21 protein-coding genes and 1 pseudogene are annotated in these 23,877 nt (G+C 58.1%); 10 read left to right on the forward strand and 12 right to left on the reverse strand.

The annotated features are described in order from the left end of the window. The first annotated feature begins 32 nt into the window (after nucleotides 1–32). From HDF09_RS18265 to HDF09_RS18275, 3 genes are read left to right on the forward strand one after another with little or no spacing between them, the layout of a single operon-like run. Nucleotides 33–434, forward strand: coding sequence for a BlaI/MecI/CopY family transcriptional regulator (locus tag HDF09_RS18265; RefSeq protein WP_183768896.1), 402 nt, complete (start codon nucleotides 33–35; stop codon nucleotides 432–434). After that, a complete protein-coding gene (locus HDF09_RS18270; RefSeq protein ID WP_260181796.1) occupies nucleotides 434–1,789 on the forward strand; it encodes a M56 family metallopeptidase in 1,356 nt (451 codons plus the stop codon). Before HDF09_RS18265 ends, HDF09_RS18270 begins: the two co-directional genes overlap by 1 nt. Nucleotides 1,790–1,822: 33 nt before the next feature. Beyond that, entirely contained in the window at nucleotides 1,823–3,412 is a 1,590-nt protein-coding gene (locus HDF09_RS18275) for a Do family serine endopeptidase (protein ID WP_183768898.1), read from the forward strand. Between the two features lie 61 nt (nucleotides 3,413–3,473). Here the strand turns inward: HDF09_RS18275 and fdhD are convergent, their stop codons facing one another. The 4 genes from fdhD to HDF09_RS18295 form a co-directional block, all read right to left on the reverse strand. Beyond that, a complete protein-coding gene (gene fdhD / locus HDF09_RS18280) occupies nucleotides 3,474–4,424 on the reverse strand; it encodes a formate dehydrogenase accessory sulfurtransferase FdhD (RefSeq protein WP_183768899.1) in 951 nt (316 codons plus the stop codon). Nucleotides 4,425–4,474: 50 nt separating this feature from the next. Further along, on the reverse strand, nucleotides 4,475–5,410 hold the full coding sequence (locus HDF09_RS18285) for a carbohydrate kinase family protein (protein ID WP_183768900.1): 936 nt from the start codon (nucleotides 5,408–5,410) through the stop codon (nucleotides 4,475–4,477). 65 nt (nucleotides 5,411–5,475) lie between these two features. Further along, nucleotides 5,476–6,654, reverse strand: coding sequence for an acyltransferase family protein (locus tag HDF09_RS18290; protein ID WP_183768901.1), 1,179 nt, complete (start codon nucleotides 6,652–6,654; stop codon nucleotides 5,476–5,478). Nucleotides 6,655–6,659: 5 nt separating this feature from the next. After that, nucleotides 6,660–8,900, reverse strand: coding sequence for an alpha-N-acetylglucosaminidase (locus HDF09_RS18295; protein ID WP_183768902.1), 2,241 nt, complete (start codon nucleotides 8,898–8,900; stop codon nucleotides 6,660–6,662). A 218-nt stretch (nucleotides 8,901–9,118) separates the two neighbouring features. Here HDF09_RS18295 and HDF09_RS18300 point away from each other — a divergent pair, with 218 nt between their 5' ends. Then, on the forward strand, nucleotides 9,119–10,405 hold the full coding sequence (locus tag HDF09_RS18300) for an EamA family transporter (protein WP_183768903.1): 1,287 nt from the start codon (nucleotides 9,119–9,121) through the stop codon (nucleotides 10,403–10,405). Nucleotides 10,406–10,519: 114 nt separating this feature from the next. On the opposite strand, the gene HDF09_RS18305 is transcribed toward HDF09_RS18300, so the two are convergent. After that, on the reverse strand, nucleotides 10,520–11,161 hold the full coding sequence (locus HDF09_RS18305; protein WP_183768904.1) for a TetR/AcrR family transcriptional regulator: 642 nt from the start codon (nucleotides 11,159–11,161) through the stop codon (nucleotides 10,520–10,522). A gap of 128 nt (nucleotides 11,162–11,289) precedes the next feature. On the opposite strand from HDF09_RS18305, the gene HDF09_RS18310 reads away from it, so the two are divergent. From HDF09_RS18310 to HDF09_RS18320, 3 genes are read left to right on the forward strand one after another with little or no spacing between them, the layout of a single operon-like run. Then, entirely contained in the window at nucleotides 11,290–11,853 is a 564-nt protein-coding gene (locus HDF09_RS18310) for a cysteine hydrolase family protein (RefSeq protein WP_183768905.1), read from the forward strand. 34 nt (nucleotides 11,854–11,887) lie between these two features. Beyond that, on the forward strand, nucleotides 11,888–12,217 hold the full coding sequence (locus tag HDF09_RS18315; RefSeq protein ID WP_183768906.1) for a hypothetical protein: 330 nt from the start codon (nucleotides 11,888–11,890) through the stop codon (nucleotides 12,215–12,217). 8 nt (nucleotides 12,218–12,225) lie between these two features. Beyond that, nucleotides 12,226–13,494 carry an MFS transporter gene (locus HDF09_RS18320; RefSeq protein ID WP_183768907.1) on the forward strand — a complete coding sequence of 423 codons (1,269 nt, stop codon included), beginning with the start codon at nucleotides 12,226–12,228 and terminating at the stop codon, nucleotides 13,492–13,494. A gap of 31 nt (nucleotides 13,495–13,525) precedes the next feature. Here the strand turns inward: HDF09_RS18320 and HDF09_RS18325 are convergent, their stop codons facing one another. The 3 genes from HDF09_RS18325 to HDF09_RS18335 form a co-directional block, all read right to left on the reverse strand. Next, complete coding sequence (locus tag HDF09_RS18325) at nucleotides 13,526–14,011, reverse strand: DinB family protein (protein ID WP_183768908.1); 486 nt, start codon at nucleotides 14,009–14,011, stop codon at nucleotides 13,526–13,528. Between the two features lie 155 nt (nucleotides 14,012–14,166). Next, nucleotides 14,167–14,898 (reverse strand): SDR family NAD(P)-dependent oxidoreductase, encoded by a 732-nt coding sequence (locus tag HDF09_RS18330; RefSeq protein WP_183768909.1) that lies wholly within the window; start codon nucleotides 14,896–14,898, stop codon nucleotides 14,167–14,169. Nucleotides 14,899–15,003: 105 nt separating this feature from the next. After that, nucleotides 15,004–15,750: a glucose 1-dehydrogenase gene (locus HDF09_RS18335; RefSeq protein ID WP_183768910.1), complete on the reverse strand. Its 747-nt coding sequence runs from the start codon at nucleotides 15,748–15,750 to the stop codon at nucleotides 15,004–15,006. Between the two features lie 165 nt (nucleotides 15,751–15,915). Here HDF09_RS18335 and HDF09_RS18340 point away from each other — a divergent pair, with 165 nt between their 5' ends. Next, nucleotides 15,916–16,308 (forward strand): ArsR/SmtB family transcription factor, encoded by a 393-nt coding sequence (locus HDF09_RS18340; RefSeq protein ID WP_183768911.1) that lies wholly within the window; start codon nucleotides 15,916–15,918, stop codon nucleotides 16,306–16,308. A gap of 125 nt (nucleotides 16,309–16,433) precedes the next feature. Here HDF09_RS18340 and HDF09_RS18345 read toward each other — a convergent pair whose 3' ends face one another. Beyond that, nucleotides 16,434–19,202, reverse strand: coding sequence for a bifunctional YncE family protein/alkaline phosphatase family protein (locus HDF09_RS18345; RefSeq protein WP_260181747.1), 2,769 nt, complete (start codon nucleotides 19,200–19,202; stop codon nucleotides 16,434–16,436). A 184-nt stretch (nucleotides 19,203–19,386) separates the two neighbouring features. On the opposite strand from HDF09_RS18345, the gene HDF09_RS18350 reads away from it, so the two are divergent. Next, entirely contained in the window at nucleotides 19,387–19,971 is a 585-nt protein-coding gene (locus tag HDF09_RS18350) for a KdsC family phosphatase (RefSeq protein WP_183768913.1), read from the forward strand. Here the strand turns inward: HDF09_RS18350 and HDF09_RS21400 are convergent. The 3 genes and pseudogenes from HDF09_RS21400 to HDF09_RS18365 form a co-directional block, all read right to left on the reverse strand. After that, nucleotides 19,968–20,776 (reverse strand): annotated as a pseudogene (locus tag HDF09_RS21400) (family 1 encapsulin nanocompartment shell protein). The gene HDF09_RS18350 and the pseudogene HDF09_RS21400 sit on opposite strands and share 4 nt — an antisense overlap. Further along, nucleotides 20,769–21,842, reverse strand: a complete 1,074-nt coding sequence (locus HDF09_RS18360) for a Dyp-type peroxidase (protein ID WP_183768914.1) — start codon at nucleotides 21,840–21,842, stop codon at nucleotides 20,769–20,771. The pseudogene HDF09_RS21400 and the gene HDF09_RS18360 overlap by 8 nt, the downstream one beginning before the upstream one ends. Nucleotides 21,843–22,022: 180 nt before the next feature. Further along, nucleotides 22,023–23,198, reverse strand: a complete 1,176-nt coding sequence (locus tag HDF09_RS18365) for a glycoside hydrolase family 5 protein (protein ID WP_260181753.1) — start codon at nucleotides 23,196–23,198, stop codon at nucleotides 22,023–22,025. A 265-nt stretch (nucleotides 23,199–23,463) separates the two neighbouring features. Between HDF09_RS18365 and HDF09_RS18370 the strand changes: the two genes are divergently transcribed. Next, on the forward strand, nucleotides 23,464–23,862 hold the full coding sequence (locus tag HDF09_RS18370) for a hypothetical protein (protein WP_183768915.1): 399 nt from the start codon (nucleotides 23,464–23,466) through the stop codon (nucleotides 23,860–23,862). Nucleotides 23,863–23,877: the final 15 nt, after the last annotated feature.

A 23,877-nucleotide genomic window follows, 5' to 3' on the forward strand; every position in this document is an offset into this window, starting at 1 on the left:
TAGTTTGAAGGGGTTTGGACGTTGAGAGGGTTATGCCGCCAAAGAAGTCCATCACGTTGACCGAGGCTGAGTTACGGCTCATGAAGATCTTATGGGAGCGTGGCGAGTCGGCTGTGGGAGAGCTGGTGGCTGCGATGCCCGATGGGGCGGCGCTGGCTTATAACTCGGTGTTGACGACGATTCGGATTTTGGAGCAGAAGGGGTATGTGCGGCATCGGCAGGAGGGCAGGGCGTTTCTGTATAGTCCGTGCGTTGAGGAGCAGGAGGCCAGCCGGTCGGAGGTTCGTCATATGATGCAGCGATTCTTTGGCAACTCGAGAGAGAAGCTGCTGCTCTCGCTGCTCGGGGACGACGAGGTTACGGCGGAGGAGTTGCGGCGGCTGAAAGAGGCGATTGCGGCGGCTGCGGATGACCGCGCGGGAGACGAGCTGTGATGGTGAACTTTCTGCATGGTGTCGAGGGGCTGTCGCGAGTGGCGGCTGGGTCGGCGGTGTCGGGGTTGTGGCAGGGGCTGGTGCTGGCGGCATGTGTGGGGATTTGTTTGCGGCTGATGCCGAAGACGACAGCGGCGATCCGGTTTGCGGTGTGGACGGCGGTGTTTGCGGTTCTGGCGTTGCTGCCGCTGCTGCATGCGTATGGAATGCGTGTTGGGGATGGAGCGGCTGGCGCAGTCGTGCAGGTGGATGTGCGTTGGAGCTTTGCAATTGCTGGGCTGTGGCTGGCTGTTTCGTTGGTGCGCGGGGTGAGGCTGGCGATGGGCGCGGTGCAGCTGCGTGGGATATGGAAGCGCGCGACGCCGGTGGAGATGGGCGCAGGTTGGAGTTCTTCGCTGGCGGTGGGATGGCGCGGGGTGACGCTTTGCACGTCAGTGGATGTGGACCGGCCGAGTGTGATTGGATTTTTTTCGCCGCGGATCTTGATTCCGCTTGCGATGTTTGAGCGGCTTACTCCGGTGGAGTTAGAGCAGATTGTGCTGCATGAGATGGGGCATCTGCGACGGGCCGATGACTGGATGAACCTGGTGCAGAAGATTGGGTTAGTGCTGGTACCGCTGAATCCGGTTTTGCTGTGGATCGAGCGGAGGCTGTGCTTCGAACGGGAGCTGGCGTGTGACGATGCGGTGCTGCGATTGACGAAGGCTCCGAAGGCTTATGCGACTTGCCTGACGGGGCTGGCCGAGCAGCGGCTGGGTCGGCGAGGGGCGGCGCTTTCGCTGGGTGCGTGGGAGAGACGGTCGGAGCTGGCGCAGAGGGTGCATAGTATTTTGCGGCGCAGCGAGGGGATGGGCAGGACGCAGGCTGGCGTGGTGATGAGTGTGCTCGTGCTGGGACTTGTTGGAGGAGCGGCTGAGCTTTCGCGCTGTCCGCAGGTGGTTTCGTTCTCTGGTGGTGTGGCACCTCTGCATGCGGATGCACGGAGTTTCGCTGCGGGTGGTGCGGAGTATCGGGCTGTTGGGTTTTCTGCTTCGCAGACAAGCGCTGCGATGGGAGCTGCGCGTGAGACGCTGCTGAAGGCTTCCATGCCGATGGGTTCGGCGGGGCAGTTGCCACAGCAGAAGGGTGCTGTGGCTGCCAAGCGTCGTCATGCTGTGCATTCGGCTGCGTTGCTGCGTGCGAAGCAGGATCGAGCGATGCAGCGGGCGCAGCAGATGCAGGGATGGGTTGTGCTGACCTCGTGGGAGGAGTCGTCGCAGCCAAGGATGGTGCTCACAGTGTCGAGTGAGCGGGTGTTTTCTTCTTCGTTTGCAGCCGTGCCAACCGCGGGCGGCTGGCTGGTCATTCAACTTTAAACAAAGCTGTACGAACTGTTGTGAGGATCGATCATGGCGTTTGAAACTAATAAATTAGTAGGTAAGGCGGGGCGGGTTGCCGTTCCTGCAGGTGCTGCCGCGGCTCTGGTGCTGGCAGCTGGAATGTTCGTTCATCACAATGGCGTTCATGCGGCGATGATTGCTTCGCCGATCGCGTCGCCCGCGCCGATGGATGACAACAGTGTCTCGTCGTTGGTTGCGCTGGACAACGCGGTGGAAGCGGTAGCGGCGCGGGTTACGCCTGCGGTGGTGAATGTGGCGGTCACGTCGCGTGGGTCGTCGGAATCGGAACATGAGACGGGCGGCGATCAGGAAGATGGTCCACAGCAGGGACAGAGTCTGCCGCCGGGGCTTCAGCAGTTCTTTGGACAACTGCCGCCGGGAATGATGCAGCAGAGGCCGCAGCAGCCTCAGCTGGAGCATGGGATTGGCAGCGGAATCATCATCTCACCGGATGGATATATTGTGACGAACAACCACGTGGTCGATGGCGCGGTGGAGATGCGGGTGACGCTGCATGACCGGCGTGTGCTGAAGGCGAAGCTGGTGGGGCGTGATCCTCTGACGGACATTGCGGTGATCAAAGTGGACGCGCACGATCTGCCGAGCATTGCGTGGGGCGATTCGACGAAGCTGAAGCCGGGACAGACGGTGCTGGCGTTCGGGAGTCCGTTTGGGTACTTTCAGTTTTCGGTGACGCGTGGCATTGTGAGTGCGGTGGATCGGCAGAATCCTTATCGTGATGATGCACGGAAGCCGGGTGGATATATTCAGACCGATGCGGCGATCAATCCTGGGAACTCGGGCGGACCGCTGGTGAATGCGCGCGGAGAGCTGGTTGGAATTAATACGTTCATCATCTCGAACGGTGGCTCGTTTGCGGGCGCCGGGTTTGCGATTCCTTCGCAGATGGTGCGGGCGACGGCGGAGCAGCTGATCAAGACGGGCGCGGTGCATCACGGCTATCTCGGGATCAGCATGAACGATGTGACGCCTGAGAATGCGAGCTTCTTCAACCTGAAGGAGGCGACGGGAGCGATTGTGACGCAGGTGACGCCTGACTCTCCGGCTGCGCAGGCGGGGCTGAAGAACGGCGACGTGATCGATGAGCTGAATGGGCAGAAGGTGATCAACGGAGGCGCGCTGCAGGTTGCGGTGAGCGAAGATACTCCGGGGACGCAGATTGCTTTGGGCATCATTCGCAATGGCTCTTCGCAGACTGTGAACGTGAAGGTCGGTGAGTATCACAAGGATGCTGAGGTGGCGAGCAACGGTGAGAGTGCTGGTCCGCAGAAGGGCAAGCTGGGATTGGCTGTTGCGGAGCTCACTCCTGATGTGCGGCAGCAGCTGCATATTCCTTCGCAGGTGCAGGGAGTTGCGATTCAGAGTGTTCGTCCGGGAAGCCCGGCTGATGACGCGAGCCTTGCTCCTGGGGATGTGATCCTTGAAGTGGATCGGCATCCGGTGACTTCGGCGGAGCAGTTTGTGAATGCGGCGCACGCGAATGCGGCAGGGAAGGATCTGTTGCTGCTGGTCTGGTCGCAGGGCGGAGCCAGCTATCGCGTGGTTCATCCTGATGCAGGGAACCAGAGCGGGATGTAAGCGCTGACGTACCTTGGGCCGCTGCGGGAGATCGCGGCGGCCTTTTTTTTGAGGGTGGTGCTTAGTCTGATGTGTGGCCGAGGATGTGCCCTGCGCCGTTGTAGATATTGAAGTGACCATCGCGGAGGAAGCCTACGAGGGCGATGTCGAAGTCATTTGCGACTTGGACGGCGAGGCTGGACGGAGCGCCGACGGAGGCAACCATGGAGACTCCGCCCATGAGGGATTTTTGCAGGAGCTCGAAGCTGGCGCGGCCGGAGAGTAAGAGCAGAGTGTCGCGGAGGGGCGTGCGGTCGGCTAGAAACTCTGCGCCGAGGAGCTTGTCGACTGCGTTGTGACGGCCTACGTCTTCGCGTACGGCGAGGAGTTTTCCGGTTGCGTTGAAGAGAGCTGCGCCGTGGATTCCGCCGGTTTGATTGAAGAGGGTTTGGGCTTGGCGCAGGCGATTCGGCAGCTGGTAGAGAACTTCGGCTTCGATTTGGAAGGTGTTTTTTCTGCGCGGGGGACAGACGGTTTGGAGTGCGAGCAGAGAGGCTTTGCCGCAGATGCCGCAGCTGGAGGTGGTGTATAAGTTGCGCTCGAGGTTGGCGAGGCTGACGACTACTTCGGGTACGAGGTCTACGCGGACGACGTTTTTTTCTGGCCGATAGGGGAGCGCGCTCTCTGTTTGGAGTTTTGCTGCGGGGAGTTCGGGGCTGTTGGCGAGGTAGAGGATCTGGTCGATGTCGTTGGGGTCGCGCACGACTCCTTCGGTCATGAGGAAGCCGGCGGCGAGGTCGAAGTCGTGACCCGGTGTGCGCATGGTGACGGAGATGGACTTTACGGATCGTGCGTCGAGGGGGCCGTGGGCTAGTTGAAGCTCGAGCGGTTCCTCGACGGCGAGGGCGTCCTGCGCGTGATGCGAACTGACGCCGAGGACCTTTTCGATGGAGACGGTGTGGGTGGCTCGGTTCAGCTCCGGATTCGGTCCGAGATTTGACTGCGGATTTTGAGTGGGGTCGGAGCTCTTCATGAGCGTGTGAGTCCTTCTGAACGACCTGGCAATCGGCTTAGGGAACGGGCCTAGACGTAGTGAGGTGCGTGATGTCGTGAGCCGGTTTTCATTAGGTCTTCGATGATTTCGAGGGGTTGGATTCCGCCTCTGGCTCCGACTGCGGTGCAGTTCAGAGCAGCTGCGGCGCAGGCGAAGTCGAGTTGGCGCGACAGGGGCCAGTTTTGCAGCAGGCCGTAGATGAATCCTGCGTGGAAGATATCTCCGGCTCCGGTGGTGTCGACTACGGAGACGCAGTAGGCGGGAGTGTGGCGGAGCTGCTTGCCATCCCAGGCGACTACGCCTTCTTCTCCCAGTGTTGCAGCTACGAGAGTGCATCCGTAGCGGCGTTGGATTTGCTGTAGGGCTTTTTCGAGGTTGGGCTCGGAGGTAAGACGGCGGGGGAAGTCGCGGCTCACGATGAGGTAGTCGATGTTTTCGATGAGCTCTTCTACGCCGGGATAGAGCTCGTCTAAGTCGGCGATGACTGGTATGCCGGCGGCGCGTGCCCAGGTTGCTGCGAGGGTGGCTGCGGCGGTGTCGTGGCCGTCGACGTGAAGGGCTCGGGCGTTTACGATCCACTCGCGATTGAGATCGGCGGGCTGGAGGATGAGTCGTTCGTCTCGCCGGCAGAGAACGGTTCGCTCGCCGCCGGCGTCGACGAGGATCAAGGATTGCGGGCTGGCGGCGCCTGCGGCTGTGATGATATGCGTCTCGACACCTGCGTGCGCGAAGGCTTCGCGATGAAGCGCGGCGGCTGCGTCATCGCCCAGCTTGCCTACGTAGCGCGTTTTGATTCCCCAGCGCTGGCAGGCTACGACGGTGGATGCGACTTGTCCTCCGGGTAGGACGGTGGCGGTTTGATACTCGACCTTGGAGCCGCGTGGTGGGTAATTGACCAGGGGGATGACGGTGTCTGTGGCGTTGAGCCCGACGCCGACCAGATCGACCTTCGACGGTTTCGTCATCTTTTCACTGTAAATGGAATCGTGCGTCCTGCGGTATTGGCAGGACGCATGAGGGTTGAAGGGAATTAGATTTTGATAAAGATTTTGCGGCGGTAGAGCACGGCGACGAAGAGCCAGCAGACAGCTACGAACGCTAGGCCGTAGAGCAGAGAGGCGAAGGGTATATTCGGAACCAAATGTTGGATGGAGCGAAAGATGGATTGCTGCAGATTGACGCCGGGGTGCACATGAATGCTGGCGATGGCGGCTGCGAGCAGCTCCGAGAAGGCGTAGGCGACGATGGCGTTGGTTCCAAAGATGAAGAAGGGTTTGAGGACGCCGGAGTGATCTTGTTTGGCGGGTTTTTTCCCGGGTAGATCGACGAGGAAGAGGCTGAGGGCGAGGAAGGAGAGGCTGAGACCGCCGGCGAAGAGGACGAAGGAGCTGGTCCAGAGTTTTTTGTTGATGGGGAAGGAGAGGTTCCAGAGGCCGCCCAGGAGAATGCCGCTGAGGCCAGCGATGGCGATGCCGGTTATCTTCTGGTTGAGCGTGCGCTGGGTGCGCAGCCAGATGCCGGTGAGAACGCCGAAGAGAGCGGTGGCTAGCGCAGGGATCGTACTGAGAAGACCTTCGGGGTCGCGGGTGTGCTCGTAAAGATGAGACGCTGAAAATAACTGGCGGTCGAGCCATGCGGTGAGGTTTGCGTCGCGATCGAGCAGGGGAATGTCGTGCGTGGGGACGCCGTATCCAGGGACAGGAACGAAGCGCATGAGGATCCAATAGGCAGCTAGAGCGGAGATCGCGAGAACTGCTTTGCTGCGCCAGCCGGGACTGATGATGTAGAGCGAGGCAATGAGGAAGTAACAGATGGCGATGCGGGGAAGCACGCCGTAGAAGCGCATGGTGTGGAAGTTGAAGAAGGGGAAGCTGTGGATCGCGAGGCCGATTACATACAGCGTGATGGAGCGGCGCAGGACGTGTAGGAAGAGCGTCTGTTTTGTGGCGCCTTGTGCGAGCCTCGAAGCTGTGGAGAAGACGGTCGAGATGCCGACGAGGAAGAGGAAGGTGGGGAAGACGAGGTCGGTTGGGGTGAAGCCATTCCAGGCCGCGTGCTTGAGTGGCCAGTAGGCCAGCTGTTCATCGCCGTTGTTGTTGACGAGGATCATAAAGGCGATGGTGAGGCCGCGGAGGAAGTCGAGCGAGAGGAGGCGTGCTGGGCGGGCGCCGGTGAGAGAGGGCCAGGGGGTTTGGGAGGGTGCGCTCATCGTTGTCATAGTTTACTGGTGTGCCTCGGGTTGTTGATTGGGAGAGCTAGATGAAGTGTATGCGCGATGGCCAGGGCAGCGTCGTAGGAGTCACCGTGCGGTGTGGCGTCGTAGGCTTTCTGGCTGTGATTCCACTGGTCGCCGAAGGCATACCAGTCGATGGTTTTCGGAGCCTCGCCGGTTTCGAGTGAGGCGGAGAGCGAGTCGAAGTACATCTGCCAGCGCGCCATGTAGTAGTCGCGGGTCAGGCCGGCCCAGTCGCGGTTGCCATACTCGTGGAGGCCGTACTCGCTGGCTTTGCGATCGCCCCAGGTGGTGAGGATGGAGCGGGCGTCGTAGTTGAGACGGTCGAGTTCTGTGGGTGAGGAGGCCCAGGGTGGGACGAAGGAGAGCCATCTGCCGAGGAGGAAGAAGGGACTGGTCTGGAGGAGCTGGTCCTGTAGCTGCATGTCGCGAAGCCACTCCTTCGTGAGTCTGGCGAAGGCGGTTTTGTCTTTGGAATCGTAGGCCTGTTTGATCAGCGGCAAGAGGCGGCGGCTCTCGTTGGCCATGGTTTGTCGGGCTACATCGACCAGGTCGTAGCGGTAGGTTTCGGTGGAGCGTAGTGAGGGGTTGACTTCGAGGAGTTCGGTGAGTGCGGGGGCGAAGTCGGCTGGGTTATAGCGCAGGACGTCGGGGGACCAGGTTGCGGCGCGGGTTGCGGTGAGGGACGGCTGGGAGTTGAAGAGCGAGTCTTGTGAGGCGTCGCGTTCGCCGTGCTGTGTGTTGCCGTCGGCTCGGTAGCCGTAGGCTGTTTTGAGCAGGATCTGCCAGGCGCGACGAGCGTGTGGATCGTCTGCTCCGTATCGGCGGGTCGCGTAGGCGTTGGTCCATTCGGTGAGGTCGACTGGATCGGCGTGCCAGGCCATCTCGGTGTAGAGGTCGAAGGCGAAGGGGTTGGTGTCCATGCCTTCGGTGAAGACGGCGGTGCCGACGATGCGGCTGCCGGGGAGCGCAGCCATCCTGGGGAGGCGAACTGCGTAGTCGTAGAGCGGTGCTCCCATGGTGGTGCGTCCGCCGAACTCCCACAGGCCGCCGTAGAGCCAGGATGCGCCGCGAAACTCGCGGTCACGGTCCTCTCGGGGAATGCGACCCTGCTCGATCTCGGCTATGAGGACGTGGCTGGTGTCGAGGGAGGAGAGCAGCTCCTGGGTTGGGTTCTGCTGCCATCCGAGCAGCATCCACAGTGCGTCGGGATGGTCGCGCATGAGGGCTTGCTGTACTTTTTTTGCGGCGGCGGGGACTGGGACGTCGCCGGCGGCTCCACCCTCCTGGAAGATCTCCATGTCGTAGATGGCTGAGTCGCCATAGAGTTCGCGCTGATGGCGGTAGAAGGATGCTGCGAGTTTGTCGAAGTTTGGATCGCGGGGATCGAGCCAGCCGGGGCGAGTGAATCCGTTCCAGTCGCCTTGCGTGATGACGTGTGCGCCGGGGTGAAGGGAGGCGAAGTCTGCGGGGACGATGCCGTAGTAGCCGGGCAGGACGGGCGTGATGCCGAGGCTGCGAAGGGTGGCGATGAGTTGTTGTGCTGAGCGCGATCGCTTCTCGAGAAGCTCCTTTGAGATGGGGCCCTGGAAGCAGCACATGTTGCCCATGAGCTGCCAGTTCTGATGGGCTGGCTGGACGATCCAGTTGCGGATGGCCTGGTCGGAGTAGCCGGCGTCGCGGAAGGTCTGATAGAGGACGAGATCCATGCCGCGCTCGATGAGGATGGCGTTGGTGCCGCTCAGGGCGAGAAGGTCGATCTCATGCTGCCAACGCTGCTGATCCCAGTAGGGGGCGGAGTAGCCGTCGACGTTTTCATTCAAGGCGTACCGCCAGGGGTAGAGTGCGGGTTTCTCGATGGGTGCGTCTGGCGCGGGGAGGGTGAAATTGGGAGAGCCGAGTAGAGAGCCGTTTGGCGAAATCTGCAGGTGGGCCACATACTTCAGATACCAATTGACGCCGTATAGCAGGGTCGGTTGCGTGGCGGCTTCGACGCGAATGTGGCCTCGCGTGCCGCTGATGCGGAAGTAGTCTTTGTGATCGGGCTTAGGGACGAGAGCCAGTTGAAGCTGTGGCGCGAGATGAGGCATGAGACGCTGGAGAACACCTTCGGCGGGTGCCGTCGAGGACTCGGCAGATGCGAATGCGGGCGGCATCGTGAGACCGGCGAGGATGAGAGCGACGGGGAGTAGCGGGATTGCGAGCATCTGCTTCAAAAGCATGCACACCACTGTAGCGAAGTTTAATGGAGGACGAAACCACTTAGTATGGACAAGATCGTGGAGGGTGATTTGGGCTTCGGAAAAAGGATAAAGACGATTGCTACGGATAGCCACTTCCTGGTGCCACTCTGTGTGCTTGTGCTGGGGATCGCTCTGCTGACGGCGTTGCACTAGACGGCGAGCGCGGCCGGGTTGAAAGAAAGCATCGAGGGAGTGGAATGGCACTTGCGTTAGAGCGGGTAAGAAGGACGCGGTTGTCTCTGCATGGTTTGGGCGTCGTCTGCGGATTGACGGCGGGCGTTTGGCTGGGGGCGGCGGAAGCTCCCACGAAGCTTGTGAATGCGGGGTTCTCGCCGTTTGCTATCTCTCTGTGTATGGTTGCTGGGGTGTTCACGGCGCGGTGGACGTTTCCCACGCTGCTGAAAGGGACGGGGTATGTCTTCGAGGATCTGTCGGAGAGGAAGCATCTGATTGTCTGGGCGCTGCTGGCAGGCGCGCTGTGGGCGGTCGCAAATACTTTGACTGTCTTTGCGATTCGAGATGTTGGGTTGGCGGTGGCGTTTCCGATGTGGAATGCGAACTCGCTGATTGGATTGTTCTGGGGACGAGTTCTGTTTCGTGAGTTGGAGGGGGCGAGCCGAGGGAATACTGCAAAGGTGGTGCTGGGCGCGATTGCGATCGTGATTGCTGCGGTGATGCTGGGGTTCAGCACGATCCACGGCGGGGCGGTAGGGAGTCATGCTCTTCGCGGAATCGTTGCGGCGTTGGGCGCAAGTTTGATGTGGGGGACGATGTATGTTCCGTATCGCAAGGCTTATCTGAGCGGGATGAATCCTCTGTCGTTCGTGACGGTGTTTACGGTGGGAGAGCTGGGAACGGTGCTGGCGTTGACGCTGGCTCTGGATGGCGGGTTGCACTCGTCGGCGTTCCAACTGTTCCATATGCCGGGGGTTTTGTTCTGGCTTTTTCTGGGTGGGTTCGTCTGGGTGGTGGGCGATCTGTTCCAGCAGTTCGCGGCGAAGTATCTGGGGATTGGGCGCGGGATCCCGCTCTCGAATACGAATCAGCTTTGGGGACTTGCGTGGGGCGCGTTGGTGTTTGGCGAGCTGGCGAAGGCTGATCGGCAGCACAGGTGGATGGTCATTGGATGGTCCATAATCATGATCCTTGGTGCACTCGCGATCAGCACGGCGGTTGCTTCAGCGAAGGAGCAAAGCTCAACGAATGAGGCGGTGCTGCGAGAGTGCAATCGGTATGGCCTGGACTATCAGCGAACGATGATGGCGCAGGCGGGAGATGAGTTGGGCCGGAGAGATGGGCGGCGTCGCTGGTGGGATTATCTGATCGTTGTGACGGCCAGTGCAGTCTTTGTCACGCTGGGAGTTCGCGCAGTGGTGCCGCCGCTGACGATGGACCTTGGCTGGGTCGTGATTCTGATCGCGGTTCTGCTGGTTAGTCTCCTTGTTGGAGGATGGAGTCTTTGGCGGCGGACGCAATTCAGCTAGGGCCTCTGGATGCATGGTCGAATAAACAAGGGGCGCGCGCGAGTTATTTGAACTCTCATGCGCCACGATGCTGATGCATAGCTGGTCATGTCTTGGGATTCACTTCTTGGGAGTTCACTTCTGCATTCGATCTTTATGGAATGGGGCCAGGCGCGAATTTAGATAGGCTGCGAGAGCGACCTTGTATTCCTTGACCAGTTCTTCTCGCTCTTTGGAGTTGGTTTCTGCATAGAGCTTGTTCATGCTCTTGATGATGCCTAGAGCGACGTTCGCCATTCGGAATGCCACTTCCTGCGAGATGGCAGGTTTTTTGCTTCGGAATACCTTAGCGATTCGCTCCCGTAAGCGGTTTCTTGCTTCCTGGCTACGCTTGTATTTCACAGGAGCGTCGAGGATTGCAAAGTAGGCCGGGTGTTCCTCTACGAAATCTGTCGTCAGCTCGACAAACCGATGGGCTATTTGCTCGGCCGACATCTCCGCCACAGTCTCCTCGTTGAGGTGCGCCCAGCGCTCCTCCATCTCTGCGACGTATTGGCTCCGAAGTGCCAGGACGATGGCCGGCTTGTTGGGAAAGTACTGATAGACCGTTCCGATGGATGCATTGGCTCGGTCGGCGATCTCTGTCATGGTGGCGGCGTCGTAGCCAACTTCAGCCAACAAAGACGCAGCGGCATCGAGCAACTGTGCGACCCGCCGTTCGCCCCGCTCCTGCTGGGGAGCCCGCCTTGGGCTTGACATTGTTGAGGACATGCTCATATTCTAACTCTGGGAAGAAATTGAGGGTATCCTCATGTTTAAGGTGTATCGATCTGCTCTCAATCTTCGATCAAGCACTCATGCTGGTTGATCCTAACGATAGTCCGAATCAACGGAAGGAGAACACCATGGCGATAACCTCGCTTGACCCGAAGACTGCTCTCGTTATCATCGATCTGCAGAACGGCATCGTTGCGATGCCTACAGCGCATCCCGTGGGAGAGGTCGTGAAGCAAGCCAGCGCGTTAGCAGGCGCGTTCCGTCGGTATGATCTGCCGGTAGTGCTTGTCAACGTCTCTGCCGGAGCACCTGGCCGGACGGAACAGGCTCCGAGGGTTCGTGAGTTTCCTGCCGGATGGACCGATCTGGTTCCTGAGTTGAATCAGCAGCCTGAGGACCATGCCGTGACGAAGCGGACCTGGGGAGCGTTTACGGGCACTGGCCTTGAGGAGCGTCTGAAGAAGCTGGGCGTCACGCAGGTTGTCATCGTCGGCGTCGCAACTAGTTCCGGTGTTGAGTCAACGGCCCGCCAGGCGCACGAGTGCGGCTTCAATGTCACCCTCGCCGTTGACGCTATGACAGATTTTAACCTCGATGCTCATACCAACAGCATCATGCGGATCTTTCCGCGTTTGGGCGAAACGGGCACGACTCGGGAGATTCTTGATCGCCTCGACGACAGCCGCGCGTGACAGCGAGGTTTAACGAAAGAGGAGGGTTTGACAAATGGAATGGAATCACTCTGCAGCTTATCTGTTTGGGGGCGTTTTTCTCACAAACTCTATTCCGCATTTTGTGAGCGGTGTGATGGGGCGTCCCTTTCAAAGCCCATTTGCTAAACCGCCTGGTCAAGGGCTTTCTTCTTCTACCGTGAACGTGCTTTGGGGATTTTTTAACCTGGTGGTTGGCTATGTTCTGATATGCCGTGTCGGCAGCTTCAGTTTGCGAGCTACGGATCATGTTGTTTCGTTGGGATTGGGCATTCTTCTGATGAGCATGATCATGGCACGCAGCTTCGGACGGTTCCACGGCGGCAACTCTCCTGGGAACTCATGAGCAGTCCGATGAAAGGCACCTTCCGTTCGCTGAATAGCTTCAACTATCGAGTGTGGACTGGCGGGGCGCTAATCTCTAACGTTGGAACGTGGATGCAGCGCACCGCGCAGGATTGGATCGTCCTCACGCAGCTGACCCACCACAATGCGACCGCTGTCGGTGTGGTCATGGCGCTCCAGTTCGGCCCGCAGGTGCTCTTATTGCCGCTGACTGGTTTTGCCGCGGATCATCTCGATCGGCGAAAGCTCCTGATCGCTACTCAGGCGGCGATGGGAGCGCTGGCCCTGGGACTGGGGATTCTTACTGTTGCTGGGATCATTCAGTTGTGGCATGTATATGTATTTGCGTTTTTGCTGGGTTGCGTGACTGCGTTCGATTCGCCGACACGTCAGAGCTTCGTCTCGGAGTTGGTCGGAGAGGCTGATTTGTCGAATGCAGTGGGGCTAAATTCGACCTCATTTAATGCTGCGCGGATGATCGGTCCGGCCATCGCAGGCGTTCTTATCGCTGTCGTGGGCTCCGGATGGGTGTTCGTTATCAATGCGGCTTCTTTTGTCGCCGTGCTTTGCTCGCTAAGCCTCCTTCGCGTGGGGGAACTTCATCGCGAGGCGAGAGCCGTCCGCAAACGTGGGAGCCTCATCGAAGGGTTTCGTTACGTTTGGAAGAGGCCCGATCTAAAGGCTATTTTTCTCATGCTTTTTTTGGTTGGTACGTTCGGAATCAACTTCCCGATCTTTATCTCAACCATGTCCGTGACCGTCTTCCACGCTGAAGCGAGCCTGTACGGGCTCTTGACGTCGACTATGGCGATTGGGTCGGTTGCCGGCGCGCTTCTCGCCGCGAGACGAGAAAGACCTAACATGACGCCGTTGCTAGCAGGTGCGGCGGTCTTCGGTGTCGGCTTGGCACTAGCGGCGATCATGCCTAACTACTGGCTCTTTGGCCTCGCTCTTATCGTTATCGGAGTGTCTGCGCAGACTTTCACTACCTCGACGAACAGCTTGGTGCAACTCTCAACCGAGCCCGAGATGCGTGGACGTGTGTTGGCCATCCTTCTCGCTGTGGTCTTCGGGGGCACACCCATGGGCGCGCCGATTGTCGGCTGGATCGCTGATAGATTTGGGCCGCGTTGGGCGCTTGGCATTGGCGCTGCTTCAGGGTTTGCCGCAGCGATTGTCGGCGTCTACTATCTCGCGAAGTACCGTCATCTACGGGTGAGCTTCGACGCTGGACGCCTTCGCTTCACCGTGGATGAAGGTAGTTTCGCTGCACGCTAAAGTTGCGTTTGTTCGGGCTTATCGTTTGGAGTTATCTTTGCTGCGCTAGCTTTGCCTGGCCGAAGTGATATGCGAGATGTGCGGTTCTGCCGAGCAGGATGGTGAAGCGGTTGCGATGAGGTTCGAGCTTGAAGTCTTCTTCGGAGACGGCGGTGTGTCTTTGTGCCCAGTCCGAGCTTGACAAGTTCGAGAACGCTGTCCATAGGGCATCGTTGATTTCATTCCAGATTCGCTTCAGGTGTGCTCCCGTGGGGAGATTCTGGAAGTGCCCGTCGGGATTGGAGATAAAGATCGAATCGAGTTCCGGATGGAGTCTCGGGCCTAATCCCAACAGAGGAAGGAGCGCGTCGCTGCTGGCCGCCAAGTGACCCCAGAGATAGATAAGCCTGTTCTTTCCGGGAGCGACCTGCTCGAGAAGCTGCTCCTCGGTTAGAGCGTCGAAGAGTTTCGTAGTGCGGTCAACGTTTGCCTTCCACCCGCGGAGCGCCGAGTCGATGAGCGAAGCTTCTGTGTTCATGCTGTAGTACCTCTCTTATGGAAAAAGCCAAAATAACGATGCATTCAATCATGGATCATCTCTACTTCTGCGCTCGATCTGAGGTTGCCACGCTGCTTGATGCTGTCGGCAGCGTGGCGTGTTCACTCAGTACTTCTCAGCTATGTGTGGTTGCGTTAGATCTGTGCAGTTCCGCCATCGACAAATAGCTCGATGCCGTTGACGAAACTGGAATCGTCGGAGGCGAGAAAGAGCGCAACGGTTGCGATCTCTTCGGGGCGGCCGATTTCGCCACGCGGGATGAGCGTCTTGAAGTATTCCTTCGCGTCGGGGCCGAGCGGATCGAGAATGGGGGTGTCGATCGTCCCTGGGCTGAGGACGTTGACACGGATTTTGCGGTCCTTGAGATCGTTGAGCCACGTGCGCGCAAAAGATCGCACCGCGGCTTTGCTGGCGCTGTAGACGCTGAAGGCTGGGAAGCCCTTGATGCTGGCGATGGAGCCGTTCATGAAGATGGAGCCGCCGTCGTTGAAAAGCGGGAGGGCCTTCTGCACGGTGAAGAGTGTGCCACGCACGTTGAGGTCGAATGTTTTATCGAAGTGCTCTTCGGTGACTTCGCCGATCTTGGCGAACTCGCCCTGGCCCGCACTGGCGAAGAGGACGTCGATCTTTCCTTTTTCTTTTTTTACGGTCTCGTATAGGCGATCGAGGTCGGCGAGGTTTGAGGCGTCGCCCTGTACACCTGTCACATTCTTGCCGATTGCCTTGACAGCTTCATCGAGTTTGTCCTGGCGACGGCCTGTGATGAAGACATATGCGCCTTCTTTTACGAAGAGCTTAGCGGTGGCGAGTGCCATGCCTGACGTTGCGGCGGTGATGACTGCTACTTTTCCATCGAGCTTGCCCATGTGAATTCTTCCTTTCGTATTTGCTGTTCTTGTTCGCTAGAGTCGTGTGCGAGAGCCCACTCAAAACGCTTGATGCCGCTAGCGATGAGTGGGCTTTGTGCGAGGTTAGCGGAGACCGCCGCCGGTGATGACGCGCTCGCCGGTGATCCACTTTGCGTCGTCGGATGCAAAGAAGGTTACGACGGAGGCGATGTCGTCGACGCGGCCTGCGCGACCGAGGGGAGTTTGCGCGACGAGGGCCTTCTCGAAGTCGGATCCGATGAAGCCTGCGGATTGCGTGCCTTCGGTATCGACAATGCCGGGGTTGACGGAGTTGACGCGGATCTTACGCGGACCGAGTTCCTTTGCGAGGACGCCGGTGATGGCGTCGAGAGCGCCCTTGGTGCCGGTGTAGACGGCGCTGTTGGGAGGGGTAATGCTGCTGACGCCAGAGCCGATGTTGATGATGCTGGCCCCTTCGCCGAGATGTTTGGACGCTGCTTGGGTGGTGAGCAAAACGCCGAGCACGTTGATGTTGAAGATCTTGTGGAACTGCTCTTCGGTTACGGTTTCGAGGGGGGAAAACTCGTAGACACCGGAGTTATTGACGAGGATGTCGAGGCGCCCGTAGTTCTTGATGGCTGCGTCGATGATGCCCTGCGCTTCTGCGGCTTTGGAGACGTCACCACCCACGGCGACGGCTTTGCCTCCGGCTGCGGTGATGGCGGAGACGACGGTGTCTGCACCAGACTTGCTGGAGGCGTAGTTGACGACTACGGATGCACCTTCGGAGGCGAGCGACTTGGCGATGGCGGCTCCGATACCCTTGGATGCGCCAGTGACGACTGCTACTTTACCCTTGAGCTTGCTCATGATTGGTTCCTCTTTGAGATTGCTTTATAGAAACTTGAGATTTTTGGAACTACTGTGGCTCAGTTCCGGTCTGCTGAGTAGATGGAGCCTGGTAGTTGAAAGATTCATTAGTTCCGCATTTATGCACTATTGAACAATTTGTTATTAGAGACTATCGTGGTGTTCATGAGGCCCTTATTCCACCCCTCGGTCCAGGACGTGACGGTTGAAGCGATCCTTCATGCCTTGTCCGACCCTGTGCGTGTGGCGATCTATGCCGACATCGTAGGACAGGATTGTTCGCACAACTGTGTGGCGTTTTCGAATATCAGCGAGAAGCCGATACCGAAGTCAACGCTTTCTCAGCATTTCAAGATACTTCGCGAGGCCGGGCTGATTCGGGGCGAGCGTCAGGGCGTTGAGATGCACAACACGTCTCGTTGCGCGGAGATCGACAAGCGCTTTCCAGGGTTGATTGGAACTATTGTTGCGGCGCATAAGATCCAGTTGGCTGACGGTGATCGGCAGACGAAAGCGGCTAAGGGGAACGCTGCTCGGCGGACTGTAAGAAGTAAGTAAGACGACAGCAGCAAGGGTTAGACATTCGTCGAAAACACGAGGCGAAAGCACTACGTTAGCGTCTTAGAAAAAGTAAACTGGAACTCGAATAGATCTGTATCGTCCGCTCAGGTTTCTTCTCTGAATTAATCGTCGTCGTCGTTCTTCTGCTTCCTGGGGCGAGCGTTCAGCAGGGCCGGTATCGGGGCGTCGCCCATGGCGTCCTTCCATAGGATCACATTGAGCTTTTGTGTATCCGCATGGTCTGCGTGACGAAAGTCCATTTTCTGAGACGCCTTAGCTCCCGGTGCAGTCTTCGTATTTGCTGTGAAGATCAGAGCGTTATCGCGATTTCTGTAATCGGCAGAGAATGGGGGCTGACTCCCCTCTCCGTTGAACAATGACCCCATCATGGAGCTGAAGGCATCGTTGTTGTTCATCGGCGGAAGGCCAAGGAGAGTCTCCATGGTCCGCAGAACGCTGACAGTCGAGTAGAAACGACTGTCAACGAAGGCTTCTCCGTTCGCCGCCTTCGGGGAATATTTGCTGACAACCAAGGCCAGACTGCGGTGCGCATCCACATGATCTGCGCCGGCCTGCGCATCGTCTTCCAGAATGAAAAATGCTGTGTCGTCCCAATAGGCCGAATGGGATACCGCGTCAACTGCGCGGCCTACGGCCAGATCGTTATCGGCGATCGAGGACTTAGGGGTGGGTCCACCGGGCGTTGTTCCTGCTGTGTGGTCATTTCCAAGTCGGAGGAGTATGAAGTTCGGCATGTCGTCGTTGCCTGCTTCTCGGTCGGCTACCCATCTTTCAAAGTGCCTCATGAAGACATTAACCCGGATCTGATCCGGGATCCTTAGATTGAAATCTGGTTGCTCTACCGCAAAGTGCCCGACTAACTCCGGCTTGGTTGCAATGTTTGTCGCCAGAAGGGGGATGGGCCACGGCCATTTGTTCACGCCGCCACCCCACTCTACGGGGAGAGTCTCTCCAGGCATAATCGAGGGCTTCTGGCACTTCGCTCCCTCCAGTTGCGGGCCTTCCTGAGGGCTTACTGTTTTTTTGGTATCGCAGAAGGTGGACGAGATGTATTCGCCAAAGTGGTAGTAAGTTTTGTTTTGACGCGCGAGGTTTCCCCACAGATATCCACTTTTGGGTTCATTGATATCGGGAATTTTTTGCAGAAGAGGATAGCCCTCGGCGACTACGCCTTCAAAGTCGTAGGTCCGCTCGTCTCCTCGATAGCTCTGCTGCCATGTCTTCTCGAGATAGTCTGTGCCGATGCCAGCGGTCGACCACACGTGGCCGTCGCCCGACACCTCGCCTGAGTCGTAGAAGTTATCCAGCACTCCAAACTGTAGAGCGAGTTTGTGCTGATTCGGCGTGATCTCTGCGCCGTACATCGTCAGTCTTGAGTCCCCGTTGCCGACGGCCTTCCCGTTTTGTCTGAGATCTCCGAAGATCTGATCGTAGGTGCGATTTTCTTTAATGATGTAAATCACATGCTTGATGCGATCCTGTCGGCTGCCTGCAAACTGAATCTTTTCTTCGGCCGCCTTCATCCGATTCAACTCAACTACTTTGGCCGTCCACTTCGGAAGATCTCGCTCCATGGATTGCGTGTCCAACACTGCAAGCGAGCCATAAAGGAGCGTTGCGATGTAGCTGGAGGATGCTGCGTTTGTTCGTGCGCTGTCGAGTTGTCGCTGCGGGAAGTTGTTTGGTCCTGTTCCTTTGCCTTTCGCCGTTGCAACGTAGAGCTTTCCGTCGATGAGCCCGATTGACATCGGCATCCACTCCGTTGGCACAAAACCTAGGGGTTCGACCATCCCCATCTTTGCTGCCTTGGTCGACAGTTTTCTGGTGTCAAACACTGCGATTGCGTCGGTGATCGCGTTCGCTACGTAGAGCCTTGAGCCATCGGGAGACAAAGCCAGCGCCTCGGGCTCTGCCCCGAAGTAGGTCTGGTGCGGCAGTCGAGTGTCGAAGTAACCTTTTGCCGAGAGTTGGCCGCCATCTATATTGACTGCGGCAACTGCATCGCGGTTCGCTAACGCAACGTACATGGTTCGGCCGTCGGCGGACATCTCGAGTGCACAGGGATGAGTCCCGGCAGCTGTTGAAGTGTCTGGTTTCAGCAGAGGAAGCTTTCGGCCAACGGTTCCATGCTTCAGATCCAGTTCAACGATCTCGCTTGCATTCCACAGTGCCACGAACGCGCGGGTTTCATCTTTTGAGACGCTGAGTGCGACAGGGTAGGTCGAAGGGACCGCATCATTTTCCGCGAGATCGAACCGAGTAAGAATCGCACCTGAAGCTGGGTCCATCAGTAGGACGTCGTCTGACAGATTATCGGCCACTAAAAGTTTTTCTGAGCCTGAGGGACCTATTACTGCGATTGCGGCAGGAAACGGTATGCCCTTATCCGCGGCGGTGCTGCCGGTCAGTAGCGTCCTTCGGCCAGCAGCCAGTTGCTGCAGAGGGATCTTGATCATTCGTTCCTGCGAGATTTTGCCTGCGTTGAAACCATAGACTGCGATGCCGCTACCGGTGTCATCTTTCTCAGTTCCAAGTGGATCGGTTTCGGACCCCATGCTCGCGTACACATGTTTACCGTCTCGGCTGAAGACCAGTCCTGAATAGAGCGTCTGTCTGGCCTTTATCTGGGTTCTGTTGTCTGGAAAGTCTTCCACTATGCCCGTCTGAGTATCCATTACCGCGAGCGACTGTTTGTAGCCAGACTCGAAGGTTCCGTATCCCGCGTTGACTGTGATGACAAATTGTCGATCCGGGGAGATAGCCATCGAGAGGGGCAGTCCATTGAGCCTCTGCGGATTGCCTGGGACCGGCTGTAGAATCTCCTTGCTCGTGGGAAGATCGACACTTGTTGAACCAGATTGTGCTGCCATTGAAGCTGCTGTCAGGATGAGTGCCACTGCCAGGAAGTGGGCAGCATGTTGTCGGGTTGTCATTGTGACAGCTTAGCAAGTTCTCTGTTGACCACGTGTTACAGGCAGCTTCAGCACGAACACTCTCGTAGAGCCTCCATCAGGTACTCAGACTGGGTTTGGGGACTGCATTAGAATCATTTTTATGTCTGGCACCGCCCTGGCTTTCCTTGCTTCCCCCGACGTGCTGGCTCGCGCCCGCAAGATCAAACTGTTTCTGATGGACGTGGATGGCACTCTGACCGATGGCGGGGTCTGTTTGATCTCGACGACTGCCGCTGATGGGTCCGTAGATCCTGTCGTCTCTGAGATGAAGGTGTTCAATGCGCAAGACGGACAAGGCCTGTCGCTCGCCCACACGATGGGGATTCAGACAGGTTTCATCACCGGCCGGTCGTCACCCGCAGTTGCCCGGCGTGCTAAAGAACTGAAGGTCACTTTTGTCTATCTGGGACAGGCGAAGAAGACCGAGGCGTTCGAGGAGTGCATGCGAAAGGCGGGCGTGACCGAAGAGGAAATTGCCTATATGGGCGACGATCTGCCGGACATTCCGCTGGCGCAGCGAGCCGGGTTGGCTGTGTGCGTGGCCGATGGAGCGCCGGAGTTGAGGGCGGTCTGTCACTTCACGACTCGCCGACATGCAGGACGTGGCACTGCGCGCGAAGTGGTGGAGCTTATCTTGAAGGCGCAGGGACGATGGGAAGAGGCAGTGCCGCAGGCGCTTGCTTAAGACTTTCCGGAAGGTGCGAGAACGACCGATGCCTCGCTTGTCAGGAGCCGGAACGTAAAGGTCTCCTGGAGGTAGAGCCGAACGACAGCGTCCGTGTGACTGAGATAGCCGATAGAGACATCCTGTCCGATGTTGAGCTCGAAGTCGCCGCCGCGTGTGGTCAACACAAAGGCGCCCTCTATGGCTGGCGCCCAGATAATATTGCCGTCGACGAGGCGTTTGACGTGTTCGAGAACGGGATGCCCTTGATCGCGGGTCTCCGCGAGCTCTGTATAGGCGTTGGCTCCAAGCAGGATGGAGTAGGGACCGTTTACACCTACCAGACGTAGTTGGCTCAGTGCCTGAGCACGGCATCAGGGTAGTTTCGGACGTCGGCGGGAAGAGTCATCACTGGATTGCTGGTGCCTTCGCGAAGGCCCTGGATGTCCGCTTCGCGATAGCCGTTGAAGATGGTCCGGTCTTCCGCGAAGGCGATCTTTCTGGCGGCGTCCTTGGCTGGTTGCCAATCGGAGTCGTCCGAGCCTCGCTCCACATCGTCGATCGCTTGGCGCGTGAGCTCGAAGGGCACCCGCAACTCCACGAGGGTCCTAACCTCACGCTGCCTTGCGATGATGTCCTCCGCGGGAGGGGCGATCGACACCAGGTGGCCCGTTGCAACTGCCGACAAGCCAGCTCCGGTGGGAGTCGGTACATCGACGACACGTCGGCCGGCGAGATAGCGCTTGAGTGTACGAGTGGTTTCCTCCTCGATCTGCTCCCAGGCGGCGTCAGAGATTGGTGCCAACTCCCGATGGAGGTTATTCATGACGTTCTCCTCTAAGCGATCCTATCCCAAGTGAGGTGTCGCGCACAGAGGTTGGGGAAGGCGGATCAGATGCCACAGGTGGCGTGGCGATTGCTGGGGCGGCGGCAGGTTGTTCTTCGCCGACGTCCTCAAGAAACGTTGCCGAAGGCGCAAAAAACAGGCCTCCGGTCACGGCTTTGCTGAAGTCCAGCAGTCGGTCGTAGTTTCCCGGCGGACGGCCAACGAACATATTCTCGAGCATCAGTTCGGTGATGCGGGGGGTGCGGCAGTAGGCGATGAAGTAGGTGCCGAATTCACCGCGGCCGGGTTGACCAAAGGGCATGTTGTCCCTCAGGATCTTGACCTCCTTCCCATTCTCGACGACGACGGTTAGCGCAGTATGGGCTGAGGGTGGTTTTGCGGTATCGCTGAGCTCGATACCCGATAGTTTCTTGCGGCCGATGATGAGCTCCTGCGCCTCGGTGGAGAGGGTATTCCATGCTTTCATATCGTGAAGATATTTCTGGACCAGGACGTAGCTTCCACCTGTAAAGAGAGCGTCTTCTTCGCCAACCAGGGCGGCACCAAGCGCAACAGAGCCTCTTGGATTTTCTGTGCCATCGACGAAGCCGATAAGATCGCGATCCTCGAAGTAACGAAAGCCTTGAACCTCGTCGGCTACCGAAACTGCGTCGCCAATGCGCTCCATGATCTGTGTTGCCAACTCAAAGCAGATATCCATCCGGCCAGCACGGATGTGAAACAGAACATCGCCCGGGGTGGCGACGGCATGGCGATTGCCACGGCGGAATTCCCGGAAGGGATGTAGCTCGGCCGGGCGGGGATCACCGAAGAGTCGATTCCAAACCTCCGATCCGAAAGCCGCGATACAGGTGAGTCCGGCATCGATGTCGCGGAACTCCACCGCGCGAATCAGGCCAGCGAGGTCGCTGCAGAAGGAGCGAATTGTTGCACAACTTTCAGGCTCCGGCTTCACGGTGAGGACAAGGAAGATCGCCGCACGCGTGAGTGGTGCGAGCACCGGCTGCGGAAGAGGAACGTGGTCAGGCGCGTTGAGAGTTGTCATCCGATCTGCCTCGATCTGCTGTGATTTTGTTTCATACTGTCCGTTCTCAATCCATGAAAAGCCAGAGCGAACCTGACTTTTTCGTTATCGATGATACGAAACGGTGATGATCGGTTTGATAAAGTGTTTCTTCCAGAGCTACGGTATCACCGACAGCTCAGTGAAAAAGGTTAGGAGAGGTTACTTTGCAGGGCTGAGGCCAAGGGCGTCGAGGATTAGAGGGTCGGGTATGGTGGCTCCGTTCTTTTTAGTCACGACGCCGAAGTTGTCCTGATAGTCCCACATGGCCCAACCGATGTGATGCTTTTCGAGTGCGATACGCATGTCACGTAGCCAGTGCGCGCGCATTGCTTCATCAGCGAATGGACGATGCACGCCGAACTCGCCACAGTACACCGGCGCATGGTGCAGCTTCGACCAACGCTCGGCAAAGTCGATCGTGGCATCCACACGCTGCGCGTCCCATCGCGCCAGGCCATACTGCTTTACAAAGAGCTGGCCCGCTAACGTGGGCTCCTGCTGCACGTTTTTTTCTACGTTTTCCGGCGTGGATGGGTACGGAACTCTGCGCAACGGTTGCACGGCAGGATCGGTCCAGGTCGCGCCCTGGTGGGTGAAGGCGAATGGCTCGTAGTCGTGGAAGGTATAGATGACGTTGTCATACGGAATTGGCTCGAGCAGCATCAAATCTTCCAGTCCCGACCACTTCGCTCCGCTTGCGATGATCGTATGCTGCGGTGCCACTGCGCGGATCTGGCCGGCAACGAAGCTCTCGATCCCCTGCCACCGATGCGTATCGGACTGCTCAGGCTCGTTCATGATCTCAAAGAAGACAAGGTTCGGATCCATGGAGCCGAAGTGCTTTGCAACGCTCTGCCAGAGCATGCCGAAGCGCCCCACTGGTTCGGTCCCTTGGAGAAGTTGCTGCTTGTAGCGGCTCTCCGGATGTAGATCGATGATTACCGCCAACTTCTGTTCGAGTGCCACCTGCACGACATGGTCCAGCTCCGCCATGAACGGCGCAGCCTGGGGGAGGTTACGCTGCCAGTCAAGCAGCGGCTTTGCGTCGATGCTGATTCGGATATGGTCAAACCCCAGCTTCCTGATCAGAACGATATCGTCGGTCGTCGTAAAACTCCGTAGACGTTGGACCGTGTAGTTGTCGGGCGACTGCGCGAACCACCGACTGGTATTGATGCCGTGGCTCAGATGCTGCATGCGTGTTATGGCTACGTTCGCGACTTCCTGTGCCGACACGGCAGCTGAAGATAAGGACGCCCCCGCGCTTGCAATCGCAAGATAGAGAAACACCTTACGATGCGCCGAAGCTAACCCTACTTGTATCTGCTCAATCAACTTTCGTTCAGGCTCCCCGATCAGTCTAGTGCAAAGGGGCGACAATTATTGTAGCTACGTGCCTAGCAACAGCTACCTCTGCTTTGGTCGTAAAGAACAGCGTTCGCCTGTCGAAATGAACTCGGGCGCAGCATGACGCCTATCCAAAATTTCAGCCTGTTCCGATCATCGGCAACACTCTTTCGGCGGTTAGCTGTTTCGGGGACTACAATTGCGCCCTCCCCAGGAACAGGCAATTCAAAGTCAAGTAAAGAGGAGATCTATCATGATTGGACAACAAATAGGCGAAACAAAGGGCAAGAGGCTTGTCAGACGGGTGCTTTCCATCGATCCGCCAACCGCAGAAGTGTCATTCGAAGATAGCGGCCAGATGCTCGGTGTTCCCACCACCGGCATGGGGAGCTATACGTCGATCGTCCGTGCGGACGGCTCCATCTATGGTCAGGGCCAAGGGCTCAGCATGACGCAGGATGGTGAGGCTATCACCTGGACGGGAACTGGCCTGGGAAAATTTGGGCCAAGTGGCTCCGTCAGCTACCGCGGTATGTTGTTCTTCCAGACGACATCGCAGAAGCTCGCGCAGATCAACAATAGCTGCGGGGCCTTTGAATACGATGTCGACGCCTCCGGCAACACAACCTCCAAAGTCTGGGAGTGGAAGTAGGGGCGTAGAGGGTGC

This window comes from Edaphobacter lichenicola, assembly GCF_014201315.1.
In the GTDB taxonomy this organism is placed as follows: Bacteria; Acidobacteriota; Terriglobia; order Terriglobales; family Acidobacteriaceae; genus Edaphobacter; species Edaphobacter lichenicola_B.

Bases quoted from the DNA above. Each gene is read 5' to 3' on its own strand.
- HDF09_RS18265 (WP_183768896.1), top strand. From the start codon at position 33: ATGCCGCCAAAGAAGTCCATCACGTTGACCGAGGCTGAGTTACGGCTC.
- HDF09_RS18270 (WP_260181796.1), top strand. From the start codon at position 434: ATGGTGAACTTTCTGCATGGTGTCGAGGGGCTGTCGCGAGTGGCGGCT.
- HDF09_RS18275 (WP_183768898.1), top strand. From the start codon at position 1,823: ATGGCGTTTGAAACTAATAAATTAGTAGGTAAGGCGGGGCGGGTTGCC.
- fdhD (WP_183768899.1), bottom strand. From the start codon at position 4,424: ATGAAGAGCTCCGACCCCACTCAAAATCCGCAGTCAAATCTCGGACCG.
- HDF09_RS18285 (WP_183768900.1), bottom strand. From the start codon at position 5,410: ATGACGAAACCGTCGAAGGTCGATCTGGTCGGCGTCGGGCTCAACGCC.
- HDF09_RS18290 (WP_183768901.1), bottom strand. From the start codon at position 6,654: ATGAGCGCACCCTCCCAAACCCCCTGGCCCTCTCTCACCGGCGCCCGC.
- HDF09_RS18295 (WP_183768902.1), bottom strand. From the start codon at position 8,900: ATGCTTTTGAAGCAGATGCTCGCAATCCCGCTACTCCCCGTCGCTCTC.
- HDF09_RS18300 (WP_183768903.1), top strand. From the start codon at position 9,119: ATGGCACTTGCGTTAGAGCGGGTAAGAAGGACGCGGTTGTCTCTGCAT.
- HDF09_RS18305 (WP_183768904.1), bottom strand. From the start codon at position 11,161: ATGAGCATGTCCTCAACAATGTCAAGCCCAAGGCGGGCTCCCCAGCAG.
- HDF09_RS18310 (WP_183768905.1), top strand. From the start codon at position 11,290: ATGGCGATAACCTCGCTTGACCCGAAGACTGCTCTCGTTATCATCGAT.
- HDF09_RS18315 (WP_183768906.1), top strand. From the start codon at position 11,888: ATGGAATGGAATCACTCTGCAGCTTATCTGTTTGGGGGCGTTTTTCTC.
- HDF09_RS18320 (WP_183768907.1), top strand. From the start codon at position 12,226: ATGAAAGGCACCTTCCGTTCGCTGAATAGCTTCAACTATCGAGTGTGG.
- HDF09_RS18325 (WP_183768908.1), bottom strand. From the start codon at position 14,011: ATGAACACAGAAGCTTCGCTCATCGACTCGGCGCTCCGCGGGTGGAAG.
- HDF09_RS18330 (WP_183768909.1), bottom strand. From the start codon at position 14,898: ATGGGCAAGCTCGATGGAAAAGTAGCAGTCATCACCGCCGCAACGTCA.
- HDF09_RS18335 (WP_183768910.1), bottom strand. From the start codon at position 15,750: ATGAGCAAGCTCAAGGGTAAAGTAGCAGTCGTCACTGGCGCATCCAAG.
- HDF09_RS18340 (WP_183768911.1), top strand. From the start codon at position 15,916: ATGAGGCCCTTATTCCACCCCTCGGTCCAGGACGTGACGGTTGAAGCG.
- HDF09_RS18345 (WP_260181747.1), bottom strand. From the start codon at position 19,202: ATGGCAGCACAATCTGGTTCAACAAGTGTCGATCTTCCCACGAGCAAG.
- HDF09_RS18350 (WP_183768913.1), top strand. From the start codon at position 19,387: ATGTCTGGCACCGCCCTGGCTTTCCTTGCTTCCCCCGACGTGCTGGCT.
- HDF09_RS18360 (WP_183768914.1), bottom strand. From the start codon at position 21,842: ATGACAACTCTCAACGCGCCTGACCACGTTCCTCTTCCGCAGCCGGTG.
- HDF09_RS18370 (WP_183768915.1), top strand. From the start codon at position 23,464: ATGATTGGACAACAAATAGGCGAAACAAAGGGCAAGAGGCTTGTCAGA.